Raw genomic sequence first — 8,268 nt, 5'->3', positions numbered from 1 at the left:
AGCTCCAGCCACTCAGCAAGTCGTGAAACAGGGCATCACAGATTATTTATCTCAGCCACTTTGATAAAAAAAAGACGCTTTTAAGCGTCTTTTTTATGTATCAACTATAGATAATTATTATTTCTGAAATTGATTCAGTGCTTTACGAGCTAATGCTGGATCGTCAGTAAATACACCATCTACACCTGCTTTGTAAAAGTTTTCAAACTCTTTTAGCGCGCCGCTATCACAGCGTTCGGTTGCTATTTGATTACACTTGAGATAATCCGGCAAAAAGCCATTTTCAGGACGCAAAGTATAAGGATGAACCTTTAATCCAGCGGCATGGGCATCTTTGACAAAGTTGGTTTGTTTAAACTCGTTATTTGAAAAGATATAGGTTTTACTTGGGCCAATACCATCTGCATAACTTGCAACATCTTTTAGACCTTGAGGCGTGGCTAGGCTGGCATAGTTAGCAGGTGTAGCTTGATCTTGTAAATCGCCTGGAATTGCATTTGGACTATCCAGTAGCTGAATAATTTTGGCGTGTTTTAAACTTTTCCTTCGTGCTAACTGCTCATGGAAATATTTCAAATTGGTGGTTTCAAACGATTGTAAATAAACAGGCGCAATTTCACGGGTGTATTTATACTTCGCTAAGGTGCTAAGCAGTCGATCTTCCATGGCTAAGTTTTGCTTTTGAAAGAATGTCGGGTGTTTGGTTTCAATATACAGCCCGACAATTTTCCCAGTCTTTTTATAATGAGCATCTGTGAGTTCAATAATTTGTTCCAAAGTTGGAATGCTGGATTGATCATTATAAGTGGTGTTAGTGGGGCGGTATTGCGGAATCCGTTCACGGGCTTTTACATTTTGGTTGAGTTCATTCAGAGTAAAGTCTTCAGTAAACCAACCGGTATAATCTAGACCATCAATTTTCTTGGTTTTTTTACGGTCTGCAAATTGTGTTAAGGAGCTGACATTGGTTGTGCCGCTAATTTCACTTTCGTGACGAGCGATAAGATAGCCATCTTTCGTCGGAACTAGATCAGGTTCAATAAAATCCGCACCATCATCAATGGCTTTTTGATAGGACGCTAAAGTATGTTCAGGTCTTAAAGCACTTGCGCCACGATGCCCGACAATCACAAAACCAGTATCTGGTAATACTGGCGGTTTGCTCACTTGAGTTTTGTTATCGTCAGAATTACACGCAGTTAAACCGAATGTACTCAGTAGAATGAAGCTAGAGAACAGCACTGTTGAGTTTTTTTTAGCACGATGGTCTATGCCTTGTTCTGTGTGTTCTTTCCGTAAAGTTTGTCGTTTTGAAAGTTTGGTTGTTAATTGTTTTAGCATGAAAGCCTCTGCGTGTTGTTATTTAAAATGAAGACGCAGGGGGATACAGTGCAGACAGATAAAGAACAAATGATGACAGACCGCTAAATGTCACATAATTTAACTAAAATAGATGTGGAAAATACGTCTCCATATTTTCTACATATTCATCAGAATGATGGGTTTTTATGTAGTATGGGCTTGTATTCATCTTGATGGTGATTGATTATCAATAAGATTTTAAAAAATCAACAAATCACCATTTTAAATCTCGCAATCTAAAAGTGACATGGACTGATGCTGTCTAAGTTTTTTATTCAACGCCCAATTTTTGCTGGTGTTCTCGCAATTATCGTCATGGCAGTCGGATTATTTGCCGTGCTGAATTTACCCGTAGAGCGCTATCCTGATATTGCACCACCTAGAATAACGGTGAGTGCGAGTTATAGTGGCGCGTCTGCTGAAACGGTAGAAGAAAGTGTTACACAAGTCCTAGAGCAACAAATAAAAGGCATTGATAACTTACTGTACTTTAGTTCGAGCAGTGATTCCTCTGGGCGTAGCCGAATCAGTATCAGTTTTGAAAATGGTACAGATCCTGATACAGCACAAGTTCAAGTCCAAAACTCGATTAATGGTGTGATTAATCGACTGCCGGAAGATGTACAGCGCCAAGGTGTGAATGTCTTTAAATCATTGGGTGATACCCACATGGTGATTGGTATCTATGATGAAACGTCGAAAAGTTCCAATATTGAGCTTGGCGACTATATGATGACGCATCTTGAGCAAGATATTGCGCGGATTGAAGGGATTGGTGAAGTTGATGTATTTGGCTCACAGTTTGCAATGCGTATTTGGCTCAACCCATTAAAATTAAAACAATATAGCCTCATGCCAAGCGATATTCGTAGCGCAATTGAAGCACAAAATACCCAAGTTGCAGCAGGCGCTGTTGGTGATTTACCTGTCAAAGCAGATCAATATTTAAATGCCAAAGTCACCTCAGGTTCACGTTTAAAGTCAGTCGAAGAATTTGAAAATATTATTGTGAAATCTAGCCGTGATGGCAGTTTTGTTTACCTCAAAGATATTGCTCGTGTTGAAATGGGCGCTGAAAATTATCAGGGGATTAATACAATTAATGGCTATCCCTCTTCAGGGATGGGTATTTCTTTGGCTTCAGGTGCTAATGCTTTAGCAACATCGGCATTAATTAAGCAAGAAATTGAGCAACTCTCGAAACAACTGCCTGAGGGCTATAAAATTGTTTATCCACGAGATAATACGCCTTTCGTACAAGAGTCTATTAAAGAAGTCGTAAAGACGCTGTTTGAAGCGGTGTTACTCGTGGTTTTAGTCATGTTTATTTTCTTACAAAACTGGCGAGCAACTTTAATTCCAGCGATAACCGTTCCTGTAGTGATCTTAGGTACATTGGCGATACTCTACGTTTTGGGTATGACCATTAATACCTTAACCTTGTTTGCTTTGGTTTTGGCGATTGGCTTATTGGTCGACGATGCGATTGTTGTTGTAGAAAATGTCGAACGTTTAATGCATGAACAGCATTTAACTGCCAAACAAGCTGCTATCGAGTCGATGCAAGAAATTAGTGGTGCATTAATTGGGATCACACTGGTTTTAACTGCGGTGTTTATTCCAATGGCTTTCTTTGGTGGTTCGACAGGCGTTATTTATCGTCAGTTTTCTATTACCTTAGTGGCAGCCATGGGGCTGTCGCTCATGGTGGCATTGATATTAACACCTGCTTTGTGTGCTTTAATTTTAAAACCCAATCCACAGCCAGCGCGTTGGGCCGTTTGGTTTAATACTTCATTAGAGCGTTTAAAACTGAAATATCTGACCATTGCTCAGGCCACAGTAAAAAATCGACTCATTACTTTGGTATTGTTTGCTGGCTTGGTGGTGATTTTCGCACTGTTTTATCGTGCTTTGCCGACCAGCTTTATTCCAAGTGAAGACCAAGGTATCCTGAGTGTGCAACTGAAGCTGCAAGAAGGTGCACCGATGGCCAAAAGCCAGCAAGTTGGTGAACAGATTCGACAGTATTTTTTGACTGAAGAAAAACACAATGTTGATTTAGTGATGCTGCGGTATGGTCGGAACTTCTCGGGGACAGGGCAAAATTTAGGACAAGGTTTTATTGCATTGAAACCATGGGATGAGCGAAGTGGTAAAGAAAATTCTGCACAAGCCATTCGTGAGCGAGCTTTAAAGCATTTCAGAACCTTTAATAATGCACAAATTAATATCAACATGCCACCGTCAGTCAATGGACTTGGGCAAACGGATGGTATCGATTTTTGGATACGTGATATTAATGGCGAAGGTCGAGCTTATTTGGAAGAACAATTTAAAACTTTACAAGATAAAGCCAGCCAATTCACCAGTTTTGAAAACTTAGATAAACGTTCTAATCCAGACAAAGCAGAGTTGAAGGTCAATATTGACCAAAAGCAAGCGATGGCGTTAGGTTTGAGTCAATCTGCCATTAATAGTACTTTAGGGAGTGCTTGGGGTGGCAGCTATATTAATGACTTTATTGATCGTGGCCGCATCAAGCGCGTCATGATGCAGGGCGATGCCGAATTTCGCTCAAAGCCTGAAGATCTTGCTGCATGGCATGTTCGAAATGATCAAAATGAAATGATTCCGTTTAGTAATTTCTCGACCATTGCATGGAGTGGTGGTCCAGAAGTGGTTAACCGTTTCATGGGCTATACTGCGCTGCAAATGGAAGCAGATACTGCAAAAAATGTCAGCAGTGGTCAAGCCATGCAAGATGTCAAAAAACTTGTGCAACAAGTACCTGGAGTGGATGTGGCCTGGAGTGGTTTATCCTTTGAAGAGCAAAAGTCTAGTAACCAAGCAATTTGGCTGTATTTGGTCTCAATTGGATTTATTTTTCTATGTCTAGCTGCATTGTATGAAAGTTGGAGTATCCCGACGGCAGTTATGAGTGCAATTCCATTGGGTATTGGTGGCAATATTATCTTTAGTTATATTGCCGGATTTCCAAATGACATTTATTTCCAAATCGCTTTACTTACCACTATTGGCTTGTCATGTAAAAATGCGATTTTGATTGTGGAATTTGCCTCTGTGGCGCAGCAGCAGGGAAAACAAGTGGTGCAAGCTGCTTTAGAAGGTGCGAGTTTACGGCTTAGACCAATTTTAATGACTTCATTGGCATTTGGCGCAGGTATATTACCATTGGTCTTCGCTTTTGGTGCAGGCGCAGCAAGCCGTCAGGAAATTGGCGTGAGTGTGCTGGGGGGCGTGATCTTCGGCACGGTACTGGTCCTGATCTTTACTCCATTTATGTATGTATTGATACGTACTCTATTTAAGCCCAAGTCCGTTAAAAGAAACATAAGTGATTAAATTGTTTAGGTTTCGTTGTAAAGGTTGAGAAATGTAACAGTTTTTCGTAGTATTGCTGCGCCGTATAAGCGGTTTGATGAGGATTAAATCCCTAAATGGACAGGCACAGTTGTCAGATACACCAAATTTCAAACATTTATATTTACCAACATTATTATGTGGGTTCATTCGGCAAATAAAATAAGAGCCGTTGCGGCCCTATTACATAGGTTGGGTAATAGGGGGCGAGCATGAGCTACAACAACTTTTTATATCTTTTAAATGATGCATTAAGCAAGCAAGATATTGCATTGGCATTAGACTCTGTTAAAACGTTTAAAGCCGCAGATTTGGCTGATATTTTGGCACAATTACCTTTAGAGAATAGTCAAAAGCTGCTACTGCATCTTCCTGCACGCGCCTATGTATTTTCATATTTCAAACCCGAAGAACAAGTAAAATTTGCACACGGTTTAACGCGAACAGACTTGGCTGAAATTATGGGCGAAATGCCTTCAGACAAGCGTGTCGATTTATTTAAATGTTTAGATCACGAGCAGCAAAATACTTTATTGCCTGCATTGGCACAGGCCGAGCGTGAAGATATTCGGCAGCTCTCTTCTTATGTAGAAGGTACGGCAGGGGCCATCATGAGCTCCGAATATGCCACCTTAAAACCGAATATGTCGGTAAAAGATGCCATTAAAATGTTGCGTTATGAGGCACCCGATTCGGAAACCATTTATTTGGCCTATGTACTTGATGAAGCAAGAAAGCTGCTGGGTGTTTTATCGCTCAAACAATTAATACTTGCCGAAGAACAAAGCAATATTAGTGATTTAATGGCGACCGATATTATTTTTGCATATTTTGACAGCGATCAGAATGAAGTAGCCAAAACCATTGCTCGTTATGACTTACTGGCATTACCCATTATAGATCATGCCGGTGTGATGGTGGGTATTGTGACACATGATGATGCAATGGATGTGGCCAGAGAAGAGGCAACAGAAGATTTTTTAAAATCTGGTGCTGTCGATGCATCATCTAAATTGAGTCTTAAATCTGCCCCGATATTGCAACTCTATCAAAAACGGGTGTATTGGCTGGTATTTCTTGTTTTTGGCAGTTTGTTATCCGGGATTGGCATTGCACATTTTGAAGACATTATTGCCGCAAATATTGTATTGGTTTTCTTTTTGCCCTTATTGGTTGGCAGTGGTGGAAATGCAGGTTCTCAGTCTGCAACATTGATGGTGCGAGCACTGGCCACAGGCGATGTGCAGTTTAAAGATTGGTTGTATCTGCTTGGGCGTGAAAGTTTAGTCGCGCTATGTTTAGGTGGCACCATGGCGTTTGCAGTCTCTATTTTAGGTTATTACCGTGGCGATCTTATGGTTTCACTGGTGTTGGCTTTGAGTATGATGGGCATTGTGCTGATGGGCTGTTTAATTGGAATGAGCCTACCTTTCATCCTGAATCGTTTGAAGCTAGACCCTGCAAGTGCATCTGCACCGTTAGTAACTTCCATTTGTGATGCAACAGGCGTGGTGGTGTATTTATTTATTGCTTCACAGCTTCTACTTTAAATTATCGGGCTTCTGTTGCCTTAAATAAATCCTTTAAGCACTTTAAATTCATCTTAGATTAGCATTTATAAAATCATAACAGACCTGAGTAAAAAACTGCTTTATTCTCAAGTAGATTGCATTTACCCAACGATACGTTTTCTATGCCAGAACCTGCATCTTCAAAAAAACTTAGCCAGCAAGAGGTGATTCGCTTAGAGCGCGATTTAGCCAAGTTTGCCAATATGATGGATTCTGTGGTGCGTATTCCATTTACCAAGCAGGGCGTCGGGGCTGATGCTGCTCTGAGTACAATTCCTGTTGCAGGTGATATTGCAGGATTTGTCCTCACTTGTTATGCGATTTATAAAGCAAAGCAGATTGGTGTACCGCAAGCGAAACTCAATGGCGTAATGAAATTAGCGGTCATGGACGCAGTTGTCGGTTTTATTCCAGTAGCAGGAACAATTTTTGATGTTTTTATACGTCCGAGTCGTAAAGCCTTAGATGTTGTACATACACATATTCGAGAAGAATACCAAATTCAATCTGATACTCATGTTGTTCATCCATTTTTACATGAAAACCTAGAGCGGAAGCAGCAACAATCTGCATTTTGGCGTAATCCAGTTGTGGCCTGGATTTGGATTCATATACCCGATATTTTAGGCCTGCTATTTTTAGCTATTTTTGCATTTGCGATTTGGATGGGAGGCAGTCTGCTGTTGCAATGGCTACAAGTACAGGGCATTGTTTAAAAAAGCTGTACTGATAAAGCCTATTCAGGGTGATGTTTAAAAATAAAAAAAAGCCTCCATGTGGAGGCTTTTTATTGCTGTTTGAACTTTTAGTTGCTTATGGGCAATCTAATTGTTGTAATGCAGCTACACGTTGCTCAATCGTTGGGTGAGTCTGGAATAAGGCAGCTAAGCTGAAACCTTGTTCTTGACCCGCAGAAATTGCAAACGCTTTCATTTCTTTAGGCATTTGATCTGGCATTTCAGATTCTGCTTGTAAACGTAATAAAGCAGAAATCATCGCTTGTTTACCAGCTAGACGCGCACCAGCTTCGTCGGCGCGGTATTCACGGTAGCGAGAGAACCACATTACAATGGCAGACGCGGCGATACCGAAGACAATATCTAGTACAATCGTAATCACAAAATATGCGATACCCGGTGCTTCACCTTCTTCACGACCAAAAACATTGCGGTCAATGAAATCACCTGCAACACGTGCGAAGAACATAACAAAGGCGTTGACTACACCTTGTACCAGCGCCAAAGTCACCATGTCGCCATTAGCAACGTGACCAATTTCGTGGGCAAGAACTGCACGTAGTTCATCTTTGTTCATACGTTCAAGCAAACCTGTAGACACAGCTACAAGCGCATCGTTTTTATTCCAGCCTGTTGCAAAGGCATTTGACTGATACGAAGGGAAAATACCTACTTCTGGCATTTTAATACCAGAACGTTGAGCAAGTTGCGCAACTTCGTTTAATAACCATGCTTCTGCTTGGTTACGTGGTGCATTAGGGTCAATCAGCTCTGTACCAGTGGTTTTTTTCGCCATCCATTTCGACATGAATAGTGAGATCATTGAACCCACCATACCGAACACAAAACAGATTACTAGCAAGTTGCCTAAGTTTAGGCCACCAGCACCATGGTAACTACCGACACCGAAGAGTGACAAGATTATGCCAGCTACAACCAGTACCGCGAGGTTGGTTAGCAAGAACAAACCAATCCGCATCATTGGGGAAATCCTCTTATTATAAAAAAATAATCTGATTTACAAATTAAAAAATCATTAAAGCCAATATGAGGTGAAAGTCCTAAAATTTCAAGGAAAAATTAGGGGCTGTTGACATTTACTGTGCAAAAAAAATAGCGAGAAAGTAGAATTTAATCGCCAAACCAAATCTACTCCTCGCTATGCCTCGTACAATGTTGACTGATCAACACTGGTCTAAGTTAGAAAACATTTT

5 protein-coding genes are annotated in these 8,268 nt (G+C 40.7%); 3 read left to right on the top strand and 2 right to left on the bottom strand.

The features are described from left to right. Positions 1-117: 117 nt before the first annotated feature. Positions 118-1,242 carry a glycerophosphodiester phosphodiesterase gene (locus tag FTV09_RS11290; protein WP_373687704.1) on the bottom strand — a complete coding sequence of 375 codons (1,125 nt, stop codon included), beginning with the start codon at positions 1,240-1,242 and terminating at the stop codon, positions 118-120. Between the two features lie 375 nt (positions 1,243-1,617). On the opposite strand from FTV09_RS11290, the gene FTV09_RS11285 reads away from it, so the two are divergent. The 3 genes from FTV09_RS11285 to FTV09_RS11275 all read left to right on the top strand — a co-directional run bounded on the left by FTV09_RS11285 (position 1,618) and on the right by FTV09_RS11275 (position 7,033). After that, entirely contained in the window at positions 1,618-4,728 is a 3,111-nt protein-coding gene (locus FTV09_RS11285; RefSeq protein ID WP_067763368.1) for a multidrug efflux RND transporter permease subunit, read from the top strand. A 230-nt stretch (positions 4,729-4,958) separates the two neighbouring features. Beyond that, complete coding sequence (mgtE, locus tag FTV09_RS11280) at positions 4,959-6,296, top strand: magnesium transporter (protein ID WP_067763366.1); 1,338 nt, start codon at positions 4,959-4,961, stop codon at positions 6,294-6,296. Positions 6,297-6,439: 143 nt separating this feature from the next. Next, complete coding sequence (locus FTV09_RS11275; RefSeq protein ID WP_067763364.1) at positions 6,440-7,033, top strand: DUF4112 domain-containing protein; 594 nt, start codon at positions 6,440-6,442, stop codon at positions 7,031-7,033. A gap of 97 nt (positions 7,034-7,130) precedes the next feature. Here FTV09_RS11275 and htpX read toward each other — a convergent pair whose 3' ends face one another. After that, a complete protein-coding gene (gene htpX, locus FTV09_RS11270; protein WP_067763362.1) occupies positions 7,131-8,036 on the bottom strand; it encodes a protease HtpX in 906 nt (301 codons plus the stop codon). Positions 8,037-8,268 lie beyond the last annotated feature (232 nt).

Origin of the sequence: Acinetobacter sp. YH12227 (genome assembly GCF_013417785.1) — a bacterium.
GTDB lineage: Bacteria > Pseudomonadota > Gammaproteobacteria > Pseudomonadales > Moraxellaceae > Acinetobacter > Acinetobacter gandensis.
This window is presented reverse-complemented; position numbering and strand designations above follow the sequence as displayed.

Coding starts and splice junctions, on each gene's coding strand:
- FTV09_RS11285 (WP_067763368.1), top strand. CDS start 1,618: ATGCTGTCTAAGTTTTTTATTCAACGCCCAATTTTTGCTGGTGTTCTC.
- FTV09_RS11275 (WP_067763364.1), top strand. CDS start 6,440: ATGCCAGAACCTGCATCTTCAAAAAAACTTAGCCAGCAAGAGGTGATT.
- htpX (WP_067763362.1), bottom strand. CDS start 8,036: ATGATGCGGATTGGTTTGTTCTTGCTAACCAACCTCGCGGTACTGGTT.
- mgtE (WP_067763366.1), top strand. CDS start 4,959: ATGAGCTACAACAACTTTTTATATCTTTTAAATGATGCATTAAGCAAG.